General features: G+C 48.1%; 16 protein-coding genes and 1 riboswitch. Of the genes, 8 read left to right on the forward strand and 8 right to left on the reverse strand.

Annotated features, from left to right (window positions below; translation table 11 throughout):
* Positions 1-445 precede the first annotated feature (445 nt).
* On the forward strand, positions 446-1,282 hold the full coding sequence (locus tag LKI20_RS05110; protein ID WP_291771108.1) for a class I SAM-dependent methyltransferase: 837 nt from the start codon (positions 446-448) through the stop codon (positions 1,280-1,282).
* A 143-nt stretch (positions 1,283-1,425) separates the two neighbouring features.
* On the opposite strand, the gene LKI20_RS05115 is transcribed toward LKI20_RS05110, so the two are convergent.
* The 4 genes from LKI20_RS05115 to LKI20_RS05130 form a co-directional block, all read right to left on the reverse strand.
* Entirely contained in the window at positions 1,426-2,157 is a 732-nt protein-coding gene (locus LKI20_RS05115) for an ABC transporter ATP-binding protein (RefSeq protein WP_291771111.1), read from the reverse strand.
* Positions 2,154-3,353 (reverse strand): FtsX-like permease family protein, encoded by a 1,200-nt coding sequence (locus LKI20_RS05120; protein ID WP_291771113.1) that lies wholly within the window; start codon positions 3,351-3,353, stop codon positions 2,154-2,156. Before LKI20_RS05120 ends, LKI20_RS05115 begins: the two co-directional genes overlap by 4 nt.
* Before the next feature lie 303 nt (positions 3,354-3,656).
* On the reverse strand, positions 3,657-6,137 hold the full coding sequence (locus tag LKI20_RS05125) for an energy-coupling factor transporter ATPase (protein WP_291771116.1): 2,481 nt from the start codon (positions 6,135-6,137) through the stop codon (positions 3,657-3,659).
* 11 nt (positions 6,138-6,148) lie between these two features.
* Positions 6,149-6,781: an ECF transporter S component gene (locus tag LKI20_RS05130; RefSeq protein WP_434734905.1), complete on the reverse strand. Its 633-nt coding sequence runs from the start codon at positions 6,779-6,781 to the stop codon at positions 6,149-6,151.
* Positions 6,766-6,918, reverse strand: a riboswitch (FMN riboswitch). Its footprint overlaps the gene before it by 16 nt.
* A gap of 133 nt (positions 6,919-7,051) precedes the next feature.
* Between LKI20_RS05130 and LKI20_RS05135 the strand changes: the two genes are divergently transcribed.
* Complete coding sequence (locus tag LKI20_RS05135; protein ID WP_434734906.1) at positions 7,052-8,035, forward strand: glycosyltransferase family 2 protein; 984 nt, start codon at positions 7,052-7,054, stop codon at positions 8,033-8,035.
* Between the two features lie 144 nt (positions 8,036-8,179).
* Here the strand turns inward: LKI20_RS05135 and LKI20_RS05140 are convergent, their stop codons facing one another.
* Positions 8,180-8,962, reverse strand: a complete 783-nt coding sequence (locus LKI20_RS05140) for a nitroreductase family protein (protein ID WP_291771124.1) — start codon at positions 8,960-8,962, stop codon at positions 8,180-8,182.
* 165 nt (positions 8,963-9,127) lie between these two features.
* Between LKI20_RS05140 and ppgK the strand changes: the two genes are divergently transcribed.
* Together ppgK and LKI20_RS05150 are read left to right on the forward strand one after the other, a co-directional pair.
* Positions 9,128-9,889, forward strand: coding sequence for a polyphosphate--glucose phosphotransferase (gene ppgK / locus LKI20_RS05145; protein WP_291771127.1), 762 nt, complete (start codon positions 9,128-9,130; stop codon positions 9,887-9,889).
* 204 nt (positions 9,890-10,093) lie between these two features.
* Positions 10,094-11,314: a pyridoxal phosphate-dependent aminotransferase gene (locus tag LKI20_RS05150; RefSeq protein ID WP_291773372.1), complete on the forward strand. Its 1,221-nt coding sequence runs from the start codon at positions 10,094-10,096 to the stop codon at positions 11,312-11,314.
* Positions 11,315-11,338: 24 nt separating this feature from the next.
* Here LKI20_RS05150 and LKI20_RS05155 read toward each other — a convergent pair whose 3' ends face one another.
* Entirely contained in the window at positions 11,339-13,639 is a 2,301-nt protein-coding gene (locus tag LKI20_RS05155; protein ID WP_291771130.1) for a hypothetical protein, read from the reverse strand.
* Positions 13,640-13,970: 331 nt separating this feature from the next.
* Here LKI20_RS05155 and LKI20_RS05160 point away from each other — a divergent pair, with 331 nt between their 5' ends.
* From LKI20_RS05160 to LKI20_RS05175, 4 genes are all read left to right on the forward strand, one after another.
* A complete protein-coding gene (locus LKI20_RS05160) occupies positions 13,971-17,303 on the forward strand; it encodes a tetratricopeptide repeat protein (protein ID WP_434734942.1) in 3,333 nt (1,110 codons plus the stop codon).
* Complete coding sequence (gene ligA, locus LKI20_RS05165) at positions 17,296-19,968, forward strand: NAD-dependent DNA ligase LigA (protein WP_291771136.1); 2,673 nt, start codon at positions 17,296-17,298, stop codon at positions 19,966-19,968. Before LKI20_RS05160 ends, ligA begins: the two co-directional genes overlap by 8 nt.
* Before the next feature lie 234 nt (positions 19,969-20,202).
* Positions 20,203-21,351 (forward strand): P-loop NTPase, encoded by a 1,149-nt coding sequence (locus LKI20_RS05170; protein ID WP_291773374.1) that lies wholly within the window; start codon positions 20,203-20,205, stop codon positions 21,349-21,351.
* Between the two features lie 433 nt (positions 21,352-21,784).
* Positions 21,785-23,362 (forward strand): ATP-binding cassette domain-containing protein, encoded by a 1,578-nt coding sequence (locus LKI20_RS05175; RefSeq protein WP_291771139.1) that lies wholly within the window; start codon positions 21,785-21,787, stop codon positions 23,360-23,362.
* 196 nt (positions 23,363-23,558) lie between these two features.
* Here LKI20_RS05175 and rarD read toward each other — a convergent pair whose 3' ends face one another.
* Together rarD and LKI20_RS05185 are read right to left on the reverse strand one after the other, a co-directional pair.
* Positions 23,559-24,527: an EamA family transporter RarD gene (rarD, locus tag LKI20_RS05180; protein WP_291771142.1), complete on the reverse strand. Its 969-nt coding sequence runs from the start codon at positions 24,525-24,527 to the stop codon at positions 23,559-23,561.
* Between the two features lie 216 nt (positions 24,528-24,743).
* Positions 24,744-25,421 carry an SDR family oxidoreductase gene (locus LKI20_RS05185; RefSeq protein ID WP_291771144.1) on the reverse strand — a complete coding sequence of 226 codons (678 nt, stop codon included), beginning with the start codon at positions 25,419-25,421 and terminating at the stop codon, positions 24,744-24,746.
* Between the last annotated feature and the right edge of the window lie 189 nt (positions 25,422-25,610).

Consider the following 25,610-nt stretch of genomic DNA (forward strand, 5'->3'; position numbering starts at 1 on the left):
GTTGGGTCGGTGTGTGGAGCGTGGCAGCGAACTGCATAACAACTATCGCACAGCTTGTTCTCAGGTACAGCATCAGCTCAAGGTGTAATGGTCAATACCTGTTGCTTACACATGAATATGAATGGTGTTGTGAGAACTTTCAGGGTGTTTCACCAGCAGTGATACCATTAACTTGACTTGAATGTATGAAGATGTGAGCACCCATGACGTCCTTGTTAGGCGTAGCACCGCGGTTAAATCCTTTGATTTGAACGGTGTAGCATGCGCAGTGCAATATAGATAGTGCAATATATGCAGCGCAACTACAACAATTCGACATATTCCACTCGGTATTGAGCATGGGTGCTCTATACGTTATTGAAGGCTGAGCTTTGTCATTCAGCGATACAGTATTTACATCGAGGAAAAAATTTTGATTAATGTAACACCAGAACATGCAAATATCATGCAGAATATCAACGATAATCGTGACAATTGGAATGATCGTGCCGAAGTGCATATGCACGGGGGTTATGGCGATATAGACGCGTTCATCGACGATCCACAAGCAACCACCGCAGTTGCACGACGAGATATGGCCGTTTTGAGGCCATATCTGCCACACCACAGCCTGCGCGGTCAGAAACTCATGCATTTACAGTGCCATATTGGTACCGACACTCTGAGTTGGGCAAGATTGGGGGCTGAGGAGGTATGGGGTCTTGATTTTTCGTCGGTATCACTGTCTTATGCCAAGGAGACTGCTCGGCGAGCAGGAGAACATATTCATTTCGTAGAAAGTGATGCCCGTTATGCTGCATCCGCAATGCCAGAACAACGAGGATCTTTCAATGTGGTGGTGACGAGTGCAGGTACGATTACTTGGCTCCCTGATTTGCAACAATGGGCACAGTCTATTGCCGAGTTACTCGCACCAGGTGGAGTATTTATGATTCGAGATGATCATCCGCTGCTCTTCGCACTAGATAACATGGGGCTGACTGTGGTGCAAGATTATTTCAGTGGTACTGAGGTTTCTTATGAGTCTCACTCCTCATATACCGAGGGTTCGGAAAATACTATTGCCCACGGTCACAACCACAATTGGGCTCACGATTTTCAAGAAATAATCGGTAGTTTACTCGGTGCCGGCCTTGAAATAGTAGCAGTAGGGGAGCAACGCATCACAGAGTGGCGTTCTTTGCCCATCTTGGAATTCTCAGAGAACGATGAGGGCTGGCACATGCCTAAGGGCATGCCAGACATACCGCTCACCTTCTCTGTCGTCGCAAGAAAACGGTAATACAAGGCACTAGTAGATTGTCTGTTACACGAAGAGATAACTGCATCAACAGTGCAGCTCTATGACAAAATAATCGTCGTTCAGCTGTGCTGATGATGCAGTTACCTCTGGTGTACGGCTATATAAGGCGGACCTGTGCACAATCAGACTGTTTGAGATGCCTGTTCAGGGGAGCTTTCTTCAACATGACCATCTTGAATGGTGAGCACACGGTCACATTCGCTGAGTAATCGTTCGTCATGAGTCACCATCACGACCGCTGTGTTTTCCCGACGTGATGCTCGAGCGAAAATGTCTGCGACTCCCATGGCTCTGGCAGTATCCAGACTGGCTGTTGGCTCATCTGCGAGGATTACAGCGGGACGACTGAATAGGGCAACGCATATCGCCGCGCGCTGTTTTTCGCCTCCCGACAATTCTTCGGGATATTTGTTGCTGAGCTTCTCAATATCGAGATCCTGCATCAGACTAGTAGCACGACGCGCATCAAACTTCTCGTGTGCGTAGGATGACCGGAGTTTGAGTTGCTCCTGAAGTGTTAGGAAGGGAACCAAATTCGACGATTGCAATACAAAGCCTACAGTGTTGAATCTGAGTCGAGCGAGTTCCTTTGCGGACATATGAGAATATTCTTTGCCGTCTAAACTCACAGAACCACCACTTGGTTTTTGCAAACCACCCATGATGGTTAACAGCGTAGATTTTCCGGAGCCACTTGGGCCAACAACAGCGACGAATTCTCCTGAGTTAATAGTGCAGGTAGTCGGTGTCAAAGCGTGTACAGTAGTGTCCCCGTCCGGATAATCTTTATATACCTCGCTGAATTCCAATACAGCGTGTGAAGGTTGCATATTACTGGTATCTGCTGATGTCATGACAAAGCCTCGATAGCGTCTATAGATGAAACTGCTCGTGCGGAGAATGCGGCGCCAATCAAACTACATACAACCAGCACACCAGAAATAATTGCAAACCAATAGGTACTCACTGTTATTGGAACGGTTACAGGCATTACAGCAATGGTGAGTAAAGCCAGCAATAGACCGATCAGGGTGCCTAGTACCGAAAGAATCAAGGTCTGGGCAAGAATCGAACGAGATATGAAGGCATTGGAATATCCTTGCGCCTTGAGCACTCCAAAGAGGTGCCGTTTGTGCATGGTCAGGATATATATGAAAATTCCAACCACCAAAGCGGATACCCCCACCAGGAATCCAATCATCAGGGAAAAGGTCAACACCTGAGCTTGATAACCAGGAATGTTGTTGATAAACGAGTTCATATCGAGCGATACCATGTCACTCGGAAGAGATATGTGCTTGGACGCATCTCTGACTACCAATCCGCTTGCTACTACGGTCTCATCGGAATTCGTTGAGCTTGCAGATTGACTGGTTTGCTGTTGAGAACTAGCTGCAGTTGTTGATGTCGCAGCGGATGTAGAAGCCATTGATGCATATGCGGAGGGCAGTGTGAAGGTGCCATTGCGTACATAAATCACCGGCTCGGTGTTGTACTCTGCAGTCTTCGTGAACCCAACAATCTTGTATGTGTACCCAGCTCTACCTACGCTCACGGTTTGTCCGAGTTGCACACCGTCTTTTGTTGAAAGGCTTTCACTAGCAACCGCTTCTGTATCCTTGTCGGCAGCGCGTCCATTCACCAGTTCTGGAATCAGAGTGGATGATTCTCGTACGCCAAGCAAGACGGTGTTGAAGCCTTCACCGCTAACGGTTCCTGACTTCTTGATTTTCGTTACGGCCTGCAGCACGCTAACTGGCTCGATTGCTTTGTTCCCTGATTGGCCGATATCATCACTGCCCGCGCTGCTACCGAGAATCGTTGACTCTTCGCCTTTAGTTATTGATGAAGAGACAAGATTGCCATTGGCATCGTCTGAAAGCAGTATGCTCGAAGCGTCCCAAGCGTCGACTGATGTGCGATTTGCTTGCGCAAGACCATAAGACAGAGCAGTTAAGAAAAACGATAAATATCCGACGAGTACAATAACCGCCATAATTAGGGCGTATCGTCCTTTTGAATGTCGGATTTCTTTCCATGCGAGCTGCATGCATCCCCTTCTTCCCCTACGCGTGCACCAAGTATTGACGCATCAATTTCCAACGCTATGAGTGCTGTGGTTACATGCATGCACTACGCCATGTTCTCGGTGACGTGGCATCGTTGTAATTCCCGGACTAACAATACGCATCCGAAAGTCATCGTAAGAGATTCACGCCCTAAGAGTAGGTCAAGCACAGTGCGTATATGTGCCACTACGACTCAGGTCATGAGATGAATTAATCGTTGATATATCGCGATTTGGAGCTCGCTATGGCGCCCGAATTGTTGCTTAATGCATGCGTTGATGATCTCAAGGTATCAGCAGGAGTGTGAGAATATAGACAAGAACTAATACGCCAAATATGGTGTCTCGGTGTGAGAAACGAAGCACACGCAAATGTGTGCGATTATTGCCACCTTCATAGCAACGGGCATCTAGAGCTAAGCCAAGATTGTCTGCATGGCGCAATGTGCCTGCGAACACAGGAACGATGATTGCTGTGATTGCTCTGATACGCTGCAAAACTCCACCACTCTCAACGCTTCCTCCTCTTGCCGATTGAGCATCTATAACGGAAGAAGTTTCTTTGGTGAGAATCGGTATAAAACGAAGCGCTAAGGACATGACCAGAGACACTTCATGAGTGTGTATGCCGAATATTTGTAATGGTTTCAATAATGATTCAAAGGCGTCAGTCATCTGTGTGGGTGTGGTGGTCTGCATAACTACAGCACCCAAGATGATAACCAAGGCGAATCGGCAGGTATAGAGCACAGCGCTCCATATACCGCCAGTACTCAAGAGCAGTGGTCCCCACTGAATGAGCACAGTACCGGTATGTACCACGAAGAGATTGAGCAATCCCATAATGACAAACATAGCCAGAAAAACGCGTACAGAATGCAGTATGCGCAGTGGGGGTATGCGTGAGGCGGCGGTGATAACCAGTGTCATAGCAGCGCCTAGAGCCAGTTGATACGGCGTAGTGATAAAGAAGGCGGTTAACATCATCGCTAAGCATCCCAACATTTTTGCACGCGGATCCATCTTACTAAGCAGCGATGATTGAATTTGAGCATCCGACCTTTCGCAGAAAGCTCTGTTGTTAGAGTGTTGCTGCTGGTCACCTTCAGCTAGTTGACGGTCACTCGACGATCGTGATGTGGCTGCTTCGGACATCACATGACGATAACTGCCGAGCACTTCTTTGGATGGGCCAAAAGCTTTGACTTGTCCCTCTTCAAGCCACAGACTGCGGTCGGCGAGTTTGAGGGCATCATTAAGGGAATGCGTAGTCATAATCACCGTAACGCCACGCGAGCTAAGTTTGGCAATTAAATCGTTCATCCGAGTCCGTGCTTCGGTATCAAGATTGGCAGTAGGCTCATCCATAACAAGTACGTCGGGTGTGCAAGCAATCACCCCAGCTATGGCGCACAAGCGTTGCTGTCCACCCGATAGTTCGAATGGTGAACGATCAGCGAGAACTGCAATCCCAAGGAACTGCATTGCTTCGTCGACTCGTTGTTGAACTTCTTGTTTGGAGTACCCTAGATTTTTGGGCCCATAAGCGACGTCGTCGCGCACCGTATCCGCGAAAAGCTGACGCTCAGGGTGTTGCATAACGTAGCCTACCTTGTGACGCAGGGCACGCAACGATTGTCGTTTGGCACTTGTGCCATTACCACTCAATCGAATACCGCAAACATCAACTAATCCTGAGCTTGGCTTCACTAGAGCGCACAATATCCGTGACAGCGTAGATTTTCCCGATCCATTGTGACCGACAATAGCGATAACCTCACCTTGCTTGGCTTGGAATGAGACGTCTGTTAAGGCATCGTGATCTCCATCGCTGAAACGAAATGAGACATCGCGAACATCGATTACGTTGTCAGCAGCGGGCAATGATGGCTGCCATCCCAGCGAGGGTATGGTGTGATCGCTGGGAGAGGGGCGCGTTGACGCCTCTGCCAGCGGCCTCGTTCGCGGTAATACCGGAGAAGACGGTGTTGCAGTTTCAACATTGTCATCTTCGTGTGTAGTTGCAGTGTTGAGTTTTGATAGAGCATCAGGAAGTTTTTCTGGGGGACAGTCAGCAATAATTCGACCCTCTTCGAGAGCAATTACACGGTCTGCTTTGGAGAGGTCTTCAAAATCATGCGTAATATGCACGATTGCTGTGCCGCGTGAGGACAGTACATCTAAGACCTGCATCACATCTTCTTTGCCTTCGCTGTCTAGCATTGCTTCAGGTTCATCAAGCACTAACAGATCTGGTTGCATGGCTAGTGCACCGGCAATAGCAACTCGTTGTTGTTGCCCTCCAGACATTTTTGTAGGGTCGCGTAATGCTGAAGTCGTCATGGAAACATGCTGTAAGGATTGCTCTACACGTTCGATAATCTCTTTACGTGGTACCGAAAGATTCTCTGGACCGAATGCCACATCATCTTTGGTAACAGTGGTGACAATTTGGTCTTCCGGATTCTGAAATACCATTCCGATGCGGTGCCTGGCCTGTCTATAGCCTTCGGCATCAATAGTGCCGAAGGCATAGACTTCTGAGCCAAAATACGAGATCAAACCATCATCTGGACTGACGAAAGCGGCGATAATTCGAGACAAAGTTGACTTGCCTGAACCGTTCGATCCAACCACAAAGATTCGTTCGCCTGCATGTACATCAATGTTGATATCTTTCAATGCCCAAGTATTACCTCGGTCATAGCTGAAATCCACATCACGAAGGCTGACTATGCATGCCGGCGAGTCTGACAGTCGTTTCATACGATGCTTCCTCAGCGATGAACCAACATCGAGATTGGTTTATAAATCAAGAAGGTCACAATACCGTGGATTGCTAATTTCAAGAGATTAAATGGCAGAAGAATGGGAAGAATCATCTTCGCTACATCGGCGACTGAAATATTCGCATACAGGGGCGTAATAATGAGATTGCCAATTATTGCTACTGCTAGAGCACAAATCGATCCAACGATAATGCCGAGAAGAGCACCTTTTCTGGTGTGAACGCGGCGATACACCAAGGATGCTGGAACGCTCAAAGAAAGAGCCACTGCTACGGCCATAAGAGCTCCGTATGGATCAGTGAAAAGGTGAGGAACCCAAGACAGAATGCTTACAAGCACGGCTGCCATTGGTCCAAAAGCGAAACCAGAGATGAGTGAAACAATGCCTGAGGGGTCATATTTCAAATAGGGAGCAGCAGGGAATAGCGGCAATTCGATAAAACTGGCCACTATCGATAGAGCTACAAACAATGCATAAATGGCGATTCGTCGTGTTGACCAACGGCCTTCTTGAATATCCGTGGTCGAGTGAGGATCTCTTCTCACTGCCGAAGATTTTTTGGGATTCGAGGGTTTTGACCCATCTGAAGGCATGCTCATATTGAGCCTCGTTTCTTTCATCCGGACTGTAACCGTTGGCCTCGGATTCTCACCGAATCAGCCGCTTGCGCGGGTCGCGGGCTTCGGGTTGTCGTCGTTATTATTTTCGACGCTCCCGTTACCGCCAGTAAGGAGTTGCACCTTCCCTGAAACTGACGACACCAATTTATCACAGACTGTCAAGCTCAGGGAGAAGGCCTGCTGTTGCGATTTGGAAGGTCAATGAAGCGTAGGCGTGTTTCAATATGACAGCAGATGCATAGGTATTTAAGGCGTGCAACAATAGAGAGCATGGATAAAGTGGCAATTGTTGTGGTGACTTATCGCAGGCAGGAACTGCTGGCGACACTCTTTGAATCAATACTCAAACTCACGACAGCTCCTTGGCGAGTTGTAATCGTTGATAATGAGCAATCTGACCAGACTTCACGGATGGTTCAAGAGTTCGAAAGCAGAGTCACCACACAATGGGGAAAAACCATAGCTGATGCTCACGGTGGTGATAGTCGTGTGGTTTACGCCCCTCAGAGTGACAACCTCGGGGGAGCTGGTGGATTCTCAGCTGGAGTGAAGCGTGCATATGAACTCGGAGCTCAGTGGTTTTGGGTGATGGACGATGATGTCGCTGTCGAACCAGAAGGACTTGAAAAACTTGCGAAGTGGTCAGATACCCATGACGTTATTCAAGGCTCACGCCTAGATTATGACGGTGGTCCGTTTTATTGGCAGTATCATTTCATAGTTTCCATGGGCATCCCCGACCCGATTGCACCAGCAGCATTTGGTCAAGCAGGTTATAGAGTGATGAATACGATGTGTTTTGAAGGTGGTTTCTTCGCCAGACGTGTGGTCGAGAAGATTGGTTTTCCTGATCCACGATTCTTCATCTATTGGGATGACACCTTGTACGGGTATCTTGCCAGTAAAGTGACCACGCCGATCGTGGTTCCTGATGTGGTGATGCGAAGAACCAGAGAGATTGGCAACTGGGATATTGCCGGTGTTCGTCAGCTTAATTCAACATCAGATATGAATCGCTATCACATTATGCGCAACAGGGGCTATATGGCCCGATACTTTATGCAGCACGGTGATTATCGTCCAATGCTATTTGGGCTCGGCACTGCTGCTACTTTTGCCAAAGAAGTCATCAGACTCGTTGCTGTGGATCGTGGCAGCTTCGGCACCGGTATAAAAAAGCTGATAACAGGGTGGTGGGATTCAAGAAAACTTCTTCACGACTCTACGTGGAAGCCAATGCCGCCGCTTCAGTAGTGCAGAATGCGTTTGTGTAGGGATTTTCCTTGTACCAAGGCAAGCGTCTAATCAGAATCGTTGCAATTTCAATGATCTCAAATCACGATACTGCCCAGTATTAAGAAAATCCCTACACAAACATTCGGTACCGGTACGACGCTGTTACGGACGAGTAAAAGCAGCCTTATCTCCCCACTGCCAGGTGCCACCACCTGCACCTATCTGAAAATGAAGCTTCGCTATACCTAAATCATTGAGCAAAAAATGGCTTGAAGCTCCTGGAGTGATATATGCCGTGACGCTCTTCGATGAGGCTTCGTAGCGGAAGCGTGTGGTTTGACGATTCATCGCTGAAGGTGCTTTCAATGCTGCTCTAACACCATCGAGAAACCAGCTCGGAGCAGCATTACGCTCATGATCGTCCATCTCAGAAGTTGCTTCCGCGAGCGTGATTGATGAACGATGGTTTAGCTGTTCTTCACGTAGTTCTGTGAAGCTTGAAGAGAGCATACGAGCTTGATCTGCTGGATATCCAATGGTGATTCCCAAATACAGGGCTTCGTCCGGATTTATAGAGCAGCGTTGCTCTGCAGCTTGACGATCCCAGCTACCTGCTACCCATCCAGTGCCGAGTCCAAACAGTGTGGCAGCAAGCACAATACGTTGTGCATAAAAGCCTGCTTGTTCATGGCTTATTGCCGACTGACTCGGACCGACTATCGCGATGACATTGTTAGCATTGGTGAAATGCCCCGAGGTATTGGCTTCAGCGAATACCTCGGGACAGTCGTTAATAAGCTGAATATGTAGTCCAGAGAGCGTATTGACTGCTGAGATTGTTGCATTAATTTTTCGGATATGGTCTTCAGCAAGTGATTCTGGATCGTAATTTCTGGTGGTTTTTCGTATGTCAATTGCGTCAATCAGACGTGTATGTTCTGCCATAACTATATTATTATGCTTGCGTCAAGTAATTTCTACTTTTGCCAAGTCATATGGCGTGGCATATGGGATGTGGTAGGGATATGATGCATGCATACCAGTCCGATGCTATTCATTTCGGTGGGTGTATATGGGCACTAAGAGTTTCCAGTAACAAGGAGATCAAGGATGATTGAGACAGCGCAGGCATTTGGCATTGATATTGGCGGTTCAGGCATCAAAGGTGCTCCTGTCGATTTGACTATCGGTGACTTTGCAGAACCGCGATGGAAGATTTTAACTCCTGAGGAGTCAACTCCCGAAGCTGTTGGTGCGATTACTAAGCAAATGCTTGAGCATTTTGAAGTTCCTGAAGATGTGCCTGTTGGTATTGCTTTTCCTGCCCCTATTAAGCCTGGCAAGACTCTAGATTTCATGGCAAACCTTGACAAGTCTTGGCTCGGTGTAGATGTTCAGGAAGTATTCAGCGAAGCATGTGGCCGTCCTGTCAACGTAGTAAATGACGCCGATGCTGCTGGTCTTGCAGAAGTTCAGTTTGGTGCAGCCAAAGGTGAGAAGGGTTTGGTCATTGCTACCACGCTTGGTACTGGTATCGGTACTGCCATTATTTATGACGGTGTATTGGTTCCTAACAGCGAGTTAGGTCACTTGACTTTGAAAGATCAGGATGCCGAGAAGTATGCCGCGGCTTCAGTTCGTGAACAGAAGAATCTTGGCTACAAGAAGTGGGCTGGTCGTCTGACGAAGTATTACAGCCTTCTAGAAACGTATCTCAATCCTGACCTGTTTGTTGTCGGCGGAGGTGTTAGCCGTATGAGCGAGAAATTCCTGCCGCTGATCGATATTAAAACACCAATTGTCCCTGCTAAATTGCGTAATCAAGCCGGCATTGTTGGTGCAGCTTACTTCGCCAGCATTCACCAGGACTGATCTCTCAAACTTATCTCTACGGCTGATTGTTGTAACTAGGGGAGAGTAACAATACCTCACAGGAACACCTGGCAAATATACGTAGAGCAGGCACTTTGTGTGTAGCGCAATTCAAGAGTTTTCGCGTTACCACAGAGTGCCTTTGTTGTTGCTGCTGATCGTGTGCCGAGGCCGTAGCGTACTTTTAATACAGTGAACACAGCTATACGGTTTTCTTCAAGAACAGTGCCCAATGATCCTAATCCCATAGCACTCGCAGAGGCCCAAGCGCGAAGTACTGGGCATGCCTTATGCAAGCTCAACGATTCCAACCCGACGAAACACGGATTGGGGCCTGAGCTTATTGCACAAGTTTATGATGCTGATCCGAAGGGACCACAAGACTCTCGGATAATGCTGTCAAAAATGCTCAGCCGCCGCAATTATCAATACTGTGACAGCTCTAACTGCACAGAGAGTCAGGGCAATGTTGATCCAGAAGATATCTATTTACTCAGCTCGACATCGCAAGCATACTCTTGGCTTATCAAGTTGTTATGCGATGCAGAAGATGTTGTTCTGATACCGAAACCTGGCTATCCACTCATCGAATCGATTGCTCGATTGGAATGTGTTAACGCCATCAGTTACCCACTGCATTATGACGGTTCGTGGACCATCGATATAGCAGCAATTCGCGAAATGATGGTCAACGATGTCGGAGGGCACATCAAGGCTTTGGTGCTGATTAATCCCAACAACCCCACAGCATCTTACGTCCGCGAAGAAGAGCGTAAAGCAGTGGTGGAACTTTGCAAGCAGCATGGTGTAGCGATTATTGCCGATGAAGTGTTTTTTGACTATGCGCTTACAGATCGAGAGCAAGCATCTCCAAGAAGAAGATTTGCAGGAGAGCGGCAAGTCCTGACCTTTGCTCTGGATGGTTTTTCCAAGATGCTTGCGGCTCCTCACGCCAAAGTTGGGTGGATACAACTTTCAGGGCCCGAGTCTGATGTTCGAGAAGCACAAATACGATTGGATGCTATCGCTGATGACTATCTACCCATGAGCGCGCTTATCACATGCCATATGTCGCAGATGCTTGCTCTTATCGACTCACAACTTGCTTTGGTACGTCAGCGAATCGTTGATAACTATGCTTTGCTGAGACAGCTGTTAGCCGAGGATCACTTTGGGCTGGTTGATGTCCTACGAGCTGAGGGAGGTTGGAATGTGCTACTGCGCGTTCCAGCAGTTATTGATGAAGATGACCTAGTACTCGCACTCATCAAACACCATAAACTCACGGCACAACCAGGATATTTTTTTGATATGGCTTCCAACGGATTCTTGGCACTGTCATTATTGCCAGAACATGCAGAATTTGCAAGCAACGTACGTGATGTGCTGAGTGAAGTCCATTCACAGCTATCCATTGAAGCGTAGAGCTAATCAGCAGCAGGTGCTTCCTCACTGGAGCAATGAAAACCAGCTTTGCATATTGGCATATGCGTCAGGATTAGCGCGCATGTCAATTGCTACGCCTGCAAGCAGACTAATCAGCACGCCCAAGAGAACAAGGGCTGTGATCATCCCGAGAATGATTCCTCTCGTGCTGTTGGCTAGGTTGTTATGAGCGTCAAGTTGCGTGGCTGCTGACATATGAGGAGCCTTAAAGTCTGGTAACCCCCTTCTCTCAGCGATAGCACACAGTACAATCATCGCTCCCAAAGCGAAGAGCAAACCGAAATCTGCCATGTATCGCCAAACAAAACCCCCAACAATCGTGTCGAATGTAGCAATAATGAAGCCCAATATAGGCAGAGACCAGGCTAGTGAATAGATTCTGCGTGAACGCAACAATCGTCGAAGCCCAGGAAGTAATACCACGAGTATCAATGCAGGGCAGAGTATCAGCAGACCTCCAATGCCACTTTCGGTATATTGCCATCTAGGCAGTGGAGCAGGAGCGTAGTTCACCCATGGAAATTGAGCACTCAAACTCAATGGTTGTACGAAATAATAACCAAGAACATATGGAATATTGTCAAGGGGAGTTTGGTACTCCTGCAAATTGACAACAGTTACCTGATTCAGATTGCCGAAGTTTAAGAAGGAAGCAAAGCGCCAATAGTTATATGCTAAAGCACCTAATACAGCCAGCGTGGCGGGAAGCACTGCACTGATAGCAAATTTGAGCATTGAGACGAAGTGATTTGGAGCTTCAACGATGCCAGCGTAACGATGTCTGCTGTGTCGTGGTAGTAACGATACAAACTCGTCCCAGAAGATGGGAATTGCCAACAAACACAGCAATACGAAAGGCGGTCGGCAAGCAATATTAGCGCCTAGACAGAGTGAACCGAGTGCCATGCGCCGAAGCGACAAGGTGGTGACGATGTTACCGCGCAAAGTACCTTGGATGTCAGAATATCGCCATAATCGTGTCCCTGTTGACGTGTTGACCCTTCGTGCACCGAGCCATAGCCAAAGACCAAGTGCGCTTAAGGCCAATGAGGCAGCGAAGGGTACCGTGTAGAAATTGCCTTTATGCCATAGATACACCATATTGGAAGCGGTAATGCAGATTAGAGAGCTTAAAACCATTACAGCAACTGGGATAGAACTAAAGTGTCGGTGGATGATGCGTGCACACAACAGAATCATCATCACACATGCGATGAACAGTAGTAGAGCGCTCGCAGCCTCTGAAGGTAGCATCAGCCCGCCAGGTACCCATAGAGATGTTATGGCTTGGTAGGGAAGGAACAGCACCACAGCTGGTAGCACTCCGAAATATGAGTACCAACGTCCCTCAAACAACACGTAATCCCAGTAGATAGGCTGTGTTCCTTGATCTAGGAGTTGTTGCCTGGTCTCGACGTTGAGTGGGTTTCTACTGAGCAGAAGTTGGTCGGGCACTTTGAGATTGAGCCACGGTCTGCCATGCAATAGGGCATCAGCAACGTAGCCATATTGATTGAAATCATAGGTGTACCCGTTGGGGTTGTGGAATATCTGTTGCCCCGGCCATACGATGACGTGAACGGTGATGTATGCGGTGAGTATCGCCAGTGGAGCCAGTAAGCCACATAAGAGCAGCTGTTGCTTGCGCTGTGCTATGTCAAATTTTGTGCGCCACAACCATGAGTGTGGTAAGAAGGCTATGACGATTAATGCTATGAGAACGAGTATTGCTATTCGCATCACATCAACATGCCATGGAATTCGAGGATTGACGTTGAATCCTGAAATAGTAATGGTAGTTCCAGTGGGTTCTTGAATCCATAAGCGCAACTTGTCTGCAGATGTTGTTGATTCGGTGCTGCGAAGATAGTTGCTGGTGAGCACAGTGTTGCGAACAGTGGTAACTCTGCTGGCGTGCCATGATGTTTGGTTATCGTCTTGAGTGCTGAGAGTATCAAGTCTTACTCGAACACTGGTGGTGACTTCTTGACTCTCAGAGTTCTGGGAATGGGAAATCTGCTTGGTGAAATTCACCTTGACGTAGCCAACTTTGGTGTTGACATGCTGCAATTCAATATATGCTTTTGTGGGTTCCGTTACGGTCAACAGTCCATGCTCATCTTTACTTAGTCCAGAGCCGATGACGGTTGATACTTGTGATGATGGGTGATTGTCGAGGTAACGCATGGACAGCAGATGAGGCATGTTAAACACGAGTAATTCGCATAGCAATACCGCCAAAACAGCCAGAATGTATCTCAAGCGATGGCGTTGGCATGCTTTGGCAGGGTGGGGAGCAATCACGAACCTTATTCTATACAGTCACCTTGCTATATATACGTGTGTATGTGTATGCACAAGATCATGAGCGTGTGTTCACGCCTTATTCTTAGGGCAAGATGTCGGGTTGAATTGGGAGAATACCCCTATGTCACGCAGCCGAAGAATCCCATTTAATATCAATAAGCGCAGCAGGCGACTGGCTTCCAGAATTCGTCGCACATTGGGTCTGGACGGCATGATTGACCGCTTGGGCCAAACCCGTGACGCCTTTGAAACAACCTTGAGGACTATTTCTGAGCAGGCGTTATCGCAGAAAACAGGGCAGAATCCTGAACATCGCGATGTAGACGACATGGATTCGAACATGGTGTTGCAAGAGTTGCAAAAGAATTCTCAGCATCTTGGTCCTCTGGTAAAGCGAAGGATTTTCAAGGATTTTCCAGGAGTACCAGGTGAATTATCCATCGGCTGGGCACAGCTTCCAGAGTTCAAAGGTACCGGCTTTGCTTTAGGTGTATTTCCAGATAGCGATCATTTTGCGCAAGTGGCTGTGGCAGATGACCGTGGCAGAATTTTTGTCGGAACTCAGATCGGCATGGATACCCATGATATGCAGCCGAGATTCATGTTGAGCAAGGAAACCGAGGTGAACATCCCCTACGGCCAAAGATTTGGTGTAGAGGATGACTCACCTGAGATAGTTGATGCTATTCAAGGTGGAGTAGTTGGCCGTGATTCTCATGGCAGACTAACTTGGTTGGCTTCATGGTTGAAATACGACAATCGCTACACCCTTGAGCAGATGAGGACGCCGCTGCCATCAGACATGCGCACGGATTTGGAGTACCGCGATGCTATGGCTATTAGTTTCTTCGCCAGTTATATGCTTCCACAGATACGGGGATTTCTAGTTGGGTTTGGGTCCGGTAATATATTTCGTCGTCTTAATAGAGAAGCCCCTATTGGCGCAATTCGACGCAGTGTCCAAGACACGGTACATGCGCGTGCTCAAGGATTGAGAGCTTCTGGTTTAGAAGATCATTTCGCTGACATTATGAGAGAGGCTGGAGCTCTTGACCCAGCTCCGGGTCTTGAGTCAATCCACGGTGCTGAACCCTTGCATCTATATACCTCATCATTTTCCGGAAGTTATTTCTTTTCTTGGGACTCCGGGCTGGAATTCTCAGCTGCTTTACGTTCTTTGAAGATAGAGGGTAATCTCAACCGTTTTGCAGCCACAGGTGCTTGGCTTGAGCGGAATTCTCGTCTTGGTGTGTTTCCCACAGAGGACACAGTCACGCGTGCTGAAGCATCGCAGATAGATTTTGCTCTGCTTAATAACCCTGCTTTGTCCGCAATGCCATTGGACGAACAACTTCCCAAGAATTTCGATCCTGTTCATGATGACGGCAAATATGCCGCATTCATGTTGGTTGAATTGGCTCAGGAAGCTGCTGCTCAGACTTACGAACAATTTCCTGACCCAACTGATACAAAGTTTGCTGCAGACAAATCTGAGGATATAACGGATGCGGGTTCGTCGGAGTGGGTGTATCGGCAGACGATGTCTTTGCTTCTGAGAAGGTTGCGTTTACCATACCGATTCGACGTAGAAATGCGTTCAAATCTTGAAGGTGGAGACGTGGCTCTTGCCTTCACTACCGCAGGTGTAACCATGATGCCCAATAGTCGTTATGACGAAAATCAGCGAGCATGGGTCGAGCTGGATGATGTGCAAAAAGCCACTATGAGTGCTGACTACAACCTTCGTGTTGGCATCATGATGGCAGCGTTGGCCTTCGGTGCTGATAGCAATGTTCAACGAGTGTCGCTGCATATTGATTCCATCGGATTAGAAGAGGCCGTTGCGGAGCAGGATTCCGCAATAACGCAGCTGATGAGCCAGGCTTTGGCTGCATTTGAGCGTATCCGCACAGGGCATCTAGCGCCTGGAGGGTCCAAGGCTGATCCGAAAGACGGTGACGTACACGGTGATCCCGCACACGCTTCATCACCTGCTTCGGATAATCACGACCATGATGATTCGTTGAATAGCACCTTCCAAAGCTTGATGCGAGATGTTGACTTCGATGAAATGACTTTCATGGCACCTGATGATGATGCTGATAACGTCGGTAAAGATGATGTGCGTCATGATGGTCCATCATCATCAGACAGTGGTGCACACGGCAATGGGCACACTGACGCTTCCGAGCAAGATAACGATACCGAGGATTCACAAGCTCGAGGTGCTGGGTCAGACGCTATGGGTTTGAATGATATGGGTGTCGGCGATATGCCAAGCTCAGCCATATTAGATAATGACGACGCTCAGGAAGACCCACTCAGCGCTCTGCACCGCAACCCGACTGTACGCAATATGGCTACGGTGACGTTTGAACGCAAGAGCTTCCTGAAAGCATTGGGTGAAGAGGGTCTTAATCATCCTAAAGAGTTTTTCCGCTCATTTGAGGCAGTAATGAATGTGGATGGCAAAGGTGGTCTCAAACCTGTTAATGCTGATTTTGATCTTAGAGATGACATATTCGCTCCTCACGCTTCTCAAGAAGAACCTGAACTGACTGATATGCAGCTTGGAGGTGAAGTTGCGAAAGTCCTTGGAGCCAGAAATGCGAATGGTCTGTCTATTCAGCGCATGGATGTGTTGCAGAGATCGGTGAACGATTTCCACCAGTTGGCAAAGAATGAGCAGATGCCATCGGTGCAAAAGGCGCAAGAGGCTATGGGGATTATTACCGAGGTTAACGATCCAGAACTGCTTGCCTTGGCTTCCGAGGTTACTAGTGCTTTGATTGATGGAACGGACACCCCTGATGTTGATTTCACTTTTGCTAATGATCTCGACAAAGAACGGGTGAAAGCCAGAGATTTACTGTTTTCTGGTCAAACTGAGCAAGCACTTCAGACAGCCCAAGCAGCCGTTCAACAAATGGATGCCCACTTTGCTGTTGGCGATGGCATACCTCGATATTTCAATTCATATGCAGAACGTGTGGTCTATAACCGTTTGTTTGCAACTCCTGGCGAATCAACGGTACTGATCCCAGACAATCTCTTTTACGCGCATATGGAGCTTGCGGATGTGCTCGCGCAACTCAGTGGTGCTGAAGAATCATTGCCTCATTTGAATACTATGGTCTCGTATGCTCCGGCATATCCGCTGTCGCACTTGAAATTAGCCGTGCAACTAGCGCGTAATGAGGACTGGGATTCTGCTCGTGCTGCAACCCTGAATGCCTTGCGAGTTGCTTTGGATAGAGACGATGCATCATTTGCATACTATCGTTTGGCTTATGCTTCGTGGATGCGGGATGAATTTGACATTGCTACGGCTGCATACGTGATGAGTGAACATATCAGCCCTGGCCAGATACCTGCTCTTCAAGCTGAGCTGCAAGAGATTCATGCTCGTGCTCAATCTCAGTGTGTAGCAGTTCCTCAGACCGTAGAGGAGGCTCAACAAGTGCTACATCATTATGACCTTCCAGTGTGGCCCCGCACAGAAGTTGCCTCAATCGTGCGTGATGCAGCACGGGTTTGTGTTGATCACGGTATGTTTGTTCCTGCCCGCACACTTTCGGTTGCTTCAGCGAGGATGAATGACGACGAAAACGGCGGTATTGATGTGGTGCAAGCCCAATTCTTGAGGACATTGAATGCCTGAGCAATTAGATCCGAAATCTATCGCCAGTACGCCAGATATGTCAGATATGCCAGATCAAGGATATCAATCTACCGAAAGTTCTTCTGATAACTCGTCAGACAGTGCTGTAAACGTGGCAGGCAGTCGTGAGTGGATTGACAACATGCAGCCGACCGACGCTGATGCTTTAGCGTTACAACAAGTCGATGTGGGTACGCTATCGAGTACTGAAGCCAGAAGGCTGTGGACCAAGTTGGTTGCTTGGGTTGAATCCGACCAAATTGCTTATTACCTTGATGATGCTCCAACGTCCTCAGATGCTGCATACGACGCACGTATGTTGTGCCTGCAGGAGCTCGAACGGCTGTTTCCCTCTCTTGATAGCCCTCAGTCACCTACACATCGTGTTGGTGGTACTTTTTCCAATGATTTCACGTCTGTACGCCACCCCTCTCGGATGATGAGTCTTGATGACGTGTTTAGCATCGAAGAACTTCGAGATTGGTATAACGGAGTTCGACGTGATTTAGATTGGTCTGAGAGCCAGTCTTTGCCGATGACTTGCGAAGTGAAGATTGATGGTCTGGCACTAAATCTGATCTATCGAGATGGCGTGCTTGACCAAGGACTTACTCGCGGTGATGGTGTTACGGGCGAGGATATTACTCTCAACGTTCGAACCATTGGCACAATTCCCAGACGCTTGGGTGGCCCTAAGAACGACATTCCTGAGATGGTCGAGGTACGTGGTGAAGTGTTTATGCGCTTCGAGGATTTTACTGCATTAAATGAGCAGCAGGCTCAGTCGGGTAAACCACCCTTTGCTAACCCTCGAAACGCCGCGGCAGGTTCATTACGTCAAAAAGATCCCCAAATCACAGCATCTCGGCACTTAAGTTTTTATGCACATGGCATTGGCACGCTTCGTTGGGGTAGTGAAAGTTCCCACGCTGGTCATGATGAAGTCAAGGATCAATCTCAGGCCTACGAGTTGTACCAGCGTTGGGGTGTTCCGGTATCACCGCATAATCGCGAAGTAGGATCTTTTGCCGATATTCTCACGATGATTGAATATTACGGTGAGCATCGCGCAGATATTGAGCACGCTCTAGATGGTATCGTCGTAAAAATTGATGATTTGGCTTTACAGCGTCGTCTTGGTTCAACTGCACGAGCACCTCGATGGGCGATTGCCTATAAATATCCACCCGAGGAAGTTAACACAGAGTTGCTTGACATTACCGTGCAAGTTGGTCGAACGGGTCGTGTTACGCCTGTCGCCATGCTTAAACCGGTGTATGTAGCTGGTTCCACGGTCTCTAGAACGACTCTCCATAACCCTTCCGAAGTGAAGCGCAAAGGTGTTCTGATCGGTGACACAGTGGTGGTGCGTAAAGCTGGAGATGTAATTCCAGAGCTTGTGGGTCCTGTGGTTGAACGACGCAAAGGCCGTGAACAACAGTTGCATGAGTTTGTGATGCCAACTCATTGCCCGAGCTGTGGCGCATTGTTAGCTCCTGCAAAAGAAGGCGATATTGACATTCGTTGCCCTAACGTGGAGTCCTGTCCAGCTCAACTTACTGAACGGGTAATCCATATTGCATCGCGTAAAGCCTTAGATATTGAGCATCTAGGGGAGCAGAGTGCAATTGCGCTAACCAACCCCGAAGATAATCGCCCCCAAAGTGTGGATGTGTTTGCTCCGGAAATCCGTGAACTTATTGTCGGACCTGGGGAAGAACCGGAACCTTACGAAGTGCCAGCAAATTTGCAATTGCCTGTGGCGCAACAAGCTGTGCTGTCTAGCGAGGCAGGACTCTTTGATTTGACTGTCGAGCAGCTGCAAGATGTACGTGTTTGGCGGGAAGCTCCGATTATTGAGGTGACCGAGGAAGTCATTCAAGGTAAAGTCCGTCGCCAACGTCGCAAAGTCGGCAGTAGTGGACTGTGGTATCAGCGTTATGCGTTCACCAATCAGACTTCAAGCATCGGCGACGTTGATAACCTTAGCGACACGGAATATGCAAGCGACCTCGATACTCATGATGATCAAGGCGGCATGACTGGTGAGGCAGTTGCCGACGTGGATTATGAGGAAGGCGCCACTAGGAAGCCTTCAAAAAATACGCTGCGTATGCTCGAAGAAATAGATAATGCGAGACATGCCGATTTGTGGCGTGTACTAGTAGCCTTGTCGATTCGTCATCTTGGGCCAACATCAGCTCATATGATTGCTTCGCGTTTCCGTTCCTTAGATGCCTTAGGGCAGGCCAGCGTTGAGGAGCTTTCAGAACTTGATGGTGTGGGCATGGAGATTGCTGAATCGATTGTGCATTGGTTTGCTGCAGCCCAAAGCTCAGGTGACTGGCGTGGCAACATATTGGAAGCTTGGAAACGTGCAGGTGTGGGCATGAACGTTGAAGAGCATACTGTTACGCAAACCCTTAGCGGTATGACCGTAGTTGTTACAGGCAGTCTTGAGAATTTTTCGCGGGATTCAGCAAAAGAGGCGATTATTGAACGTGGTGGCAAAGCCTCTGGGTCGGTGAGTAAGAAAACCACCTATGTGGTGGTGGGCGAGAACGCAGGTTCAAAGGCAGTAAAAGCTGAAAGTCTAGGTATACCAATGTTGGATGAGGCTGAGTTCGAGCATTTGTTGCAACATGGTTCACCAAAAGATGCCTAGTGTAGTCGTTTCAGGCGGTGGCTCTGAGGAGTATGCATGTTTGTGATATCTCGATCCACATTGTTGACGTGTCGTATGTAGGTGTGCATGCTGCACTGTCTCGTCTCGTCTCGTGCAAGATGCATGAGGCAAGACTGCGCAGGGGAGTTTTCACCGGCTCTGCACAATATTGTATGAGCAGCAGCATTAGGGTAGTTGAGCAAGGTTGAATGAGGAGATGAGTCAAACATGAGTATGACCATGATGCACACCAACGAAGAGTCTGCTTCGCAAAGCATCGAGCAACATCTCTATCAGCGATTGAGCAAAGTTATCGATCCTGAACTTGGCCGGTCAATTACAGATATGGGCATGATTGTTTCTATAGAAGCAGTGCCGAGAGTGCCGTCTGTCGAGAACGGTATTGCCGCATACGATGTTGTGGTTCAAGTCGAGCTAACCGTGAAAGGGTGCCCGCTCTCCGAGACTATTACTAATCAAATTAAGGGCGCCATTTCTTCATATCCTTCAGCTGATTTAACTCCACATATTGAAGTGTCATCGATGAGTAAAGAGAAACTCTCGCACTTGGTGGAGGGGCTTAAAGAGGCCAGAAGAAGCAACCCATTCACGAAAAAAGATGTGAAAACTAGGATTTTTGCTATTGCCTCTGGTAAAGGTGGCGTAGGAAAATCCTCGATAACTGCGAATTTGGCAGCTACCTTTGCTTCGCTTGGGTATGACACTGCAGCAATCGATGCTGATATTTATGGATTTTCACTGCCTTCAATTTTTGGTGTGCACACTCAACCTACGAATCTCAACGGCATGCTGATGCCAGTGACTGCGTGGGGAGTAAAGCTTATGTCCATTGGAATGTTCACGGGTGCAGACCGTGCGATTCTGTGGAGAGGTCCACGTTTGCAGCGTTCACTCGAGCAGTTTCTTTCCGATGTGTGGTGGGGTGAGCCTGATGTACTTCTTCTTGACCTTGCTCCAGGCACGGGAGATATGGCTATTTCGGTTGCGCAGACCCTGCCTAATGCTGAGCTGGTGATTGTGACAACTCCTCAACCTTCTGCTTCAGAGGTTGCAGTACGTTCTGGTCTAGTTGCTTTGCAAGTACCTATGAAGGTTCGCGGCGTTGTCGAGAATATGAGTTGGTTCGATCATCAAGGTGAGCATCTACATATCTTTGGTGAGGGTGGGGGCGAACGGGTATCCGAGCGATTGACGCATGCTCTGCAATATCCAGTGCCGTTATTGTCACAATTGCCCTTGGAAACCGATATGCGTACAACTGCGGAGTCGGGACGTCCAGCAGTGCTCAACAAAGATGGGGCACTCGATAATTCAGCCTTGGCTCAATCCTTCAAAAAACTCGCTTTATCCCTGATGTCATAGGGTCATTTACGATTGTGTAGGGATTTGGAAAGAAACGCTGAATGAGTACTGTCGAATGTGTTGATATTTCAACGTTTTCGTGCAACGACTTGCCATGAATAATAGAAAATCCCTACACAAACGGCGGAGGTCTTGCTACACTCGCATCAGTAACACGTGAGGTTCCCCCAAATGCCAAGGGAACTGCAAACAAGGAGTTCTTCTGACGATTTCCCGATAACAGACGAGGCGGCATATAGCCAAAGTTGCTTGAAGTATGCCTCAATACTGCAATGTCTGTGGAAATTGATTACTTAATGACTTACCAGTAAGCAGCTATATCATCAGACCCTTAGCTCGCTAATAATTCCCACATGTTCGTTAGCATTGAGGCATTCCGTTCTCGTCATCACACATCTATCAACCTTCATCTTGATATGTGAATCGAGGAATAATGTTTCAACGCACGGTATTAACGCTCAATGACATCACTGTTACTCAAATAGGTACATCGAACACACTGTTCGATAGCGCCAATGTGACTTTCTCACAAGGTTGGACGGCCGTTCTCGGAGATAATGGCATAGGCAAAACCACGCTCATACGTGTGATTATGGGCGACATTCCCGCAGCACATGGGACTATCACGCCCTCGCCAAAGAATGTGATATTTGGATATTGCCCACAAGATAATACGATTCGGCCGAAGAATATAGAGGACTTTGCCTCAGACTGGTCAGCCTTAGCAATCAGTATCAGAGATGATTTGAATCTTGAAGAATCGTGGTTATGGCGTTTCGAATCTCTCTCAGGTGGTGAGCAGAAGCGTGTTCAGTTGGCTTGCGCATTAGCATTAGATCCTGATGTGCTTATTTTTGACGAACCAAGCAACCATGTGGATGAAGTGACTGCACAAGCAATCGCAACGGTGATGCAACATTTTCAGGGTATAGGAATCGTAATTTCGCATGATGTCAATTTGATTAATGCCACAGTGCAACAGTGTCTCTTCATGGAACGAAAGCACAGCAATGGACACAATCTGACTGTACTGACCATGAGGAAAGGCAATTACACGCAAGCCGCATCTCAAGCGCAACTTGAGGCAGACAGTGCCTCTCAAGAGCTAAAAGAAGCCAAACGTACTGCAAACAGAATTGACTCGGCTAAAGCTCATCGAGTATATGAGGCAGCTCAATCTGCGGCAAAAAGGCGCGGAGACAAGATCGATAGAAAAGACCACGATGCCCGTGCTAAACGACGTTTTGCCATTGTAACAGGTAAAGATGCCCGTGCCGGTGCTGCTAGTGCACGTATTGATCATCAAGTGCAAGCTGCACACCATCGGGTTGACGGCATAACAACAGCGAGTAAACGTTACGACGGTGATATGTGGTTAGATGCTCAGGTCAGTCACCGTAAGGAATTGATCAGAATCGAAGAAGGTTTATTACCGTATGCTTCGTCAGATGCGAATGCTCCTCGTGATGCACCAAGACGTGGTGTGATTGTTCCGACGCTAAGCGTGGGGCCGCATGATCACATCGGTATTTCGGGGCCAAACGGCACTGGGAAAAGTACGTTATACCGTGCTGTGCTTGAATGTATTAACGCACAACAAGATGGTGTTTCAGTACTTGCTATCGACCAAATCACTGGTCAGCGCCAAGCCGCATGGGCGATGCAAAGGCTGCGAGATATGTCATCCCAGGATCGTGCTGCTGTGTTGAGTGCCATGGCTCAACTCAATGCTGACCCTGACAAGCTGCTTACCGGTGAGTCGCCTTCACCAGGCGAGTTGCGTAAGCTTTTATTGTGTCTAGGCGCTAGAGAACATCCTGAGTTAATTATTATGGATGAACCCACGAATCATCTAGATTTGCATTCGAAGCAGGCACTGGGCAAGACTCTGGCGGCATTCCCTGGTGCGGTTATGGTAATTTCGCATGACTCATACTTCTTAGATCTCGTTGCTAGCACTCGGTGGGTCCTCGATTGGAGTACTAGTGGAGCAATCTTGGGCGTTTGTTGAGGTCTTTCACCGCAAATTCCACTGCTATGTCAGTTGTGTAGGGATTTATTACTATTCGGGCGATTTTGCTGGTTGAAATCGTTGGAATTCCGCCATTATGATTTTTTGATAGTCGCTGACTCGCAATAAATCCCTACACAAACGGAAAAGAGGCTGATGTGGCAGCAATTCAGACTGAATCAGCCGCCGCTGGTGTCTAAACAGGTGCGGTTGGTGCCTGTGGCTGTGTCTGCGACGCTGTAGCGGAGTGCAGTATCGCAGTTTTCCGGTGCAGGGCAACCAAGGCGAAGGAGTACACGGCCAGTGACAGCCAGATCACGCAGAATGCCAAAAGTACTGTGTGGTTAATGGCTTCGTGGAGAAAGAAAATTGCAGAAAGAAACTGCAGAGTTGGGTTGATATACTGCACAAACCCAACGGTGAGATACTGAGAGTGCTGCACTCCGTAGGCAAAGGTGATAAGCGGTACGGCAGTAACGACTCCTGCACCCATCAGTAGCGCGATTATCGTGCTCTGCTGATGTACAATCCCGAATCCTGGTTGCCATATCAACCACAGAAAAGCTAGAGGAGTGACTACTGCTGTTTCGAAGGTTATGGATTGTAGCGAGTCCAGAGGCACTACTCGTTTTAGTAGACCATAGCCGCAGAAGGTTAATGCCATAATTAAGCCCAGCCAGGGTACACCACCGCTGCCGAAGATAAATATGCTGACTCCAATGCTTGCCAGTGCAATGGACACCCAACCGAATATATTGGTGCGTTCGTGTAGCACAAGAATGGCAATGAGCATATTCATCACTGGCATCAAAAAATATGAGGCTGAAGCTTCCAGAGTCTTGCCTGCACCCACCAAAATGATATATAGCAGCCAATTCGCGCTGATCAGTAGTGCAGCGATAACAGCCAGTAGAAAGAGTTTTTTGTTTTTCCATAACTTTGCACAACTAGCAATAAAGTGACGATGCTTTCGTAGTAGTACCAACAGTACGAACATCGTTATCATCGTGGTAATGATTCGATATGCGAGCACAGTGTTTGGTGGGACGCTGCGCAGAGCATCCCAATAGATGGGGAATAATCCCCAAGCTACGCTGGATATGGTTATCGCGAGGAGACCGCGAGGTGTCTGTGTGACAGGAGTGGCCGTAGGCATAGCCGACATACTACTGACATTATGTGAGCAACACTTTTCTGCCAGCTCATGATGATGTCCAGCACGGGTGCACCTTGATCCAGCACGGGTGCATAATAGCTTCCATACTATCTATACGTACATAAACCCACGATAATTGCACTTCACCACTACTGTGATAACAGATTTTAAGAAGCTCTCAAAGTGTTGCTGGTGCTGATTTGCAACTACTGCTACATTCAGTGATCAGAGGACTTTCTGAGGTTGTACTGTCTGTAGTGCACTACGAATATCGGTATCGCCGTCATAGAAATTGAGCGTAGTACCGATGGTATTCGGAGCATGCACCGTAGCAACGATTACAGCCGCCACGTTGCCGCGTGAAGTCGAAGGTATGGTTGAAGTTTTCCTCGCCTTATCTATAGTGATGCGGCCGCTGGGCGTTTCCAATGTCAGTGCGGTTGGACCGAGAATTGTCCAATCTAATGTGGAGTTTCGCAAATACTGATCCGCTGCAGCTTTCGACTGCGCATACGCGTACATAGAACTTTCTGGTCCAAATACTTCTGGGTGGTCGGCATCGTAGTAAGAGACAGTAATGAAGCGCTTGATGCCGGTAATTGCCGCAGCATCGATACTGCGTTTTGCAGCATCGCGATCGACAGCATAGGTCCTTGAGCTGTCACCCCCGCCGGCACCTGCAGACCACACTATGGCGTCGCTTCCAGAGAACACCTTGGCGAGCTCGTCAGTTGACGCATGTTCTATGTCGAGTACCACGGCGTCTGCTCCGCCTAACTCAACTTCTGTTATCTGCTCAGGGTTACGGATGATAGAGGTGAGTGAATCGCCTTCCGCTCTGAACAGTGGGCTCGCCAACAACGCGACTTTCCCGTGACCCCCAATAATAGTGACGTGTGCCATGTCATTCTCCTCCTGATGTTGCTACAGCAGCAAGGCTGGAAAATGAAGTTGCAAGTACGCTGTGAGAAGTCGAATAGTAGGCCTTTCTCAAGTGTCTTGAATCGTAACTGCTCACCTTTCCTTCGATTCCCTAACCTTTGTTTTCATTCGACGCTAGCATCAGCGAGCTGGTACAGATGCTAGATATGA

The organism is Bifidobacterium sp. (assembly GCF_022647885.1).
Taxonomy (GTDB): domain Bacteria; phylum Actinomycetota; class Actinomycetes; order Actinomycetales; family Bifidobacteriaceae; genus Bombiscardovia.

Excerpts from the sequence above, each read along its gene's own strand:
- ppgK (WP_291771127.1), top strand. The coding sequence starts at position 9,128 with ATGATTGAGACAGCGCAGGCATTTGGCATTGATATTGGCGGTTCAGGC.
- LKI20_RS05110 (WP_291771108.1), top strand. The coding sequence starts at position 446 with ATGCAGAATATCAACGATAATCGTGACAATTGGAATGATCGTGCCGAA.
- LKI20_RS05130 (WP_434734905.1), bottom strand. The coding sequence starts at position 6,781 with ATGAAAGAAACGAGGCTCAATATGAGCATGCCTTCAGATGGGTCAAAA.
- LKI20_RS05160 (WP_434734942.1), top strand. The coding sequence starts at position 13,971 with ATGGATTCGAACATGGTGTTGCAAGAGTTGCAAAAGAATTCTCAGCAT.
- LKI20_RS05125 (WP_291771116.1), bottom strand. The coding sequence starts at position 6,137 with ATGAAACGACTGTCAGACTCGCCGGCATGCATAGTCAGCCTTCGTGAT.
- LKI20_RS05185 (WP_291771144.1), bottom strand. The coding sequence starts at position 25,421 with ATGGCACACGTCACTATTATTGGGGGTCACGGGAAAGTCGCGTTGTTG.
- rarD (WP_291771142.1), bottom strand. The coding sequence starts at position 24,527 with ATGTCGGCTATGCCTACGGCCACTCCTGTCACACAGACACCTCGCGGT.
- LKI20_RS05115 (WP_291771111.1), bottom strand. The coding sequence starts at position 2,157 with ATGACATCAGCAGATACCAGTAATATGCAACCTTCACACGCTGTATTG.
- ligA (WP_291771136.1), top strand. The coding sequence starts at position 17,296 with ATGCCTGAGCAATTAGATCCGAAATCTATCGCCAGTACGCCAGATATG.
- LKI20_RS05175 (WP_291771139.1), top strand. The coding sequence starts at position 21,785 with ATGTTTCAACGCACGGTATTAACGCTCAATGACATCACTGTTACTCAA.
- LKI20_RS05120 (WP_291771113.1), bottom strand. The coding sequence starts at position 3,353 with ATGCAGCTCGCATGGAAAGAAATCCGACATTCAAAAGGACGATACGCC.
- LKI20_RS05135 (WP_434734906.1), top strand. The coding sequence starts at position 7,052 with ATGGATAAAGTGGCAATTGTTGTGGTGACTTATCGCAGGCAGGAACTG.
- LKI20_RS05170 (WP_291773374.1), top strand. The coding sequence starts at position 20,203 with ATGACCATGATGCACACCAACGAAGAGTCTGCTTCGCAAAGCATCGAG.
- LKI20_RS05140 (WP_291771124.1), bottom strand. The coding sequence starts at position 8,962 with ATGGCAGAACATACACGTCTGATTGACGCAATTGACATACGAAAAACC.